Annotated in this window: 1 protein-coding gene; it reads right to left on the reverse strand. The window is 40.6% G+C overall.

The window, feature by feature from the left end:
• Window positions 1-63: 63 nt before the first annotated feature.
• Window positions 64-1,038 (reverse strand): sialidase family protein (locus EZH24_RS12460; protein ID WP_137999372.1); only part of this gene is annotated, 975 nt, incomplete at its 5' end.

Consider the following 1,038-nt stretch of genomic DNA (forward strand, 5'->3'; position numbering starts at 1 on the left):
ATGAATAATAGTATTATGAGTAATTTTTTCATTAACAATCTCCGTCCTTATGTTTAACCGTTTTTATTTTACTTTGCTATTATTCGTAGCCGTCTGATTAGTATTAAACGGACCCTTATCCGCATTACTCGTAAGGTGTCTCATATTTACTCGCATAAATTTTATAGGACCAGCCCAAGAGCCGCCTATTTCCGCTAATATACCTATACTACCGTCTTTAAGTATGGCTAAAGAAGAATATCCAGCATTACCGCTATGCATCTGCCTACCTTTCCAAGTCTTGCCCTCGTCATAACTCCAATACAATACTGGATTGCCAGGATATCCGCCACCAGCTCCCCAAGGTATGCTATCAAACATAGTTATAATTCTATTTTTATCCCAACCGTTTAATGTAGAGGTATAGTATATTATATCGCCGTTTGAAGCCGAAGAAGGCAAATCGCTTCTAAATACCGCTTCGCCCCAAGTCTCGCCGTTATCGGTAGATTTCGCCAATCTCCTTTGATAAATATCTTTCGGTCGTATAGCCATTATTAAACTTCCGTCATTAAGTTCCACTATTTTTGCCTCATCGCCAGATTTCGCACTTTGAGGAGCGTTCTTAGAAACATTCCAAGTAACGCCTCCGTCATCCGAATATATGACATAATTTTTAGCAAAATTCTCTTTAGCTTCCCTAACGGCTAAAACGAATAGCATTCTGCCGTTTCTAAGCTGGATTCCGTTTCCCGAAGCCGCAAACGCCGCCTGCCAATTCTTTCTAACTGGGTCTTTACATTGAGCGCCGTAAATTTGAGGAGTTATATCCACAGGTTCGCTCCAAGTCTTGCCGTTATCTACACTCTTTATTATTTTAATTCTTATCGGCTTCTCGTGAGTAGACGCTAAATAACCGTTATCGGAAGCCACAACGCCAACGATATTTCCAGTTTTTCTGTCTAAAATAAATCCCGCATCTCCATGACCGTCCGTTTTGGATTTGCTTTCGGGAGTAATTCTTGTTTCAGCAGACCAAGTCTTACCGTTATTCGTGCT

Source organism: Brachyspira catarrhinii (assembly GCF_005518285.1).
Lineage (GTDB): Bacteria > Spirochaetota > Brachyspiria > Brachyspirales > Brachyspiraceae > Brachyspira > Brachyspira catarrhinii.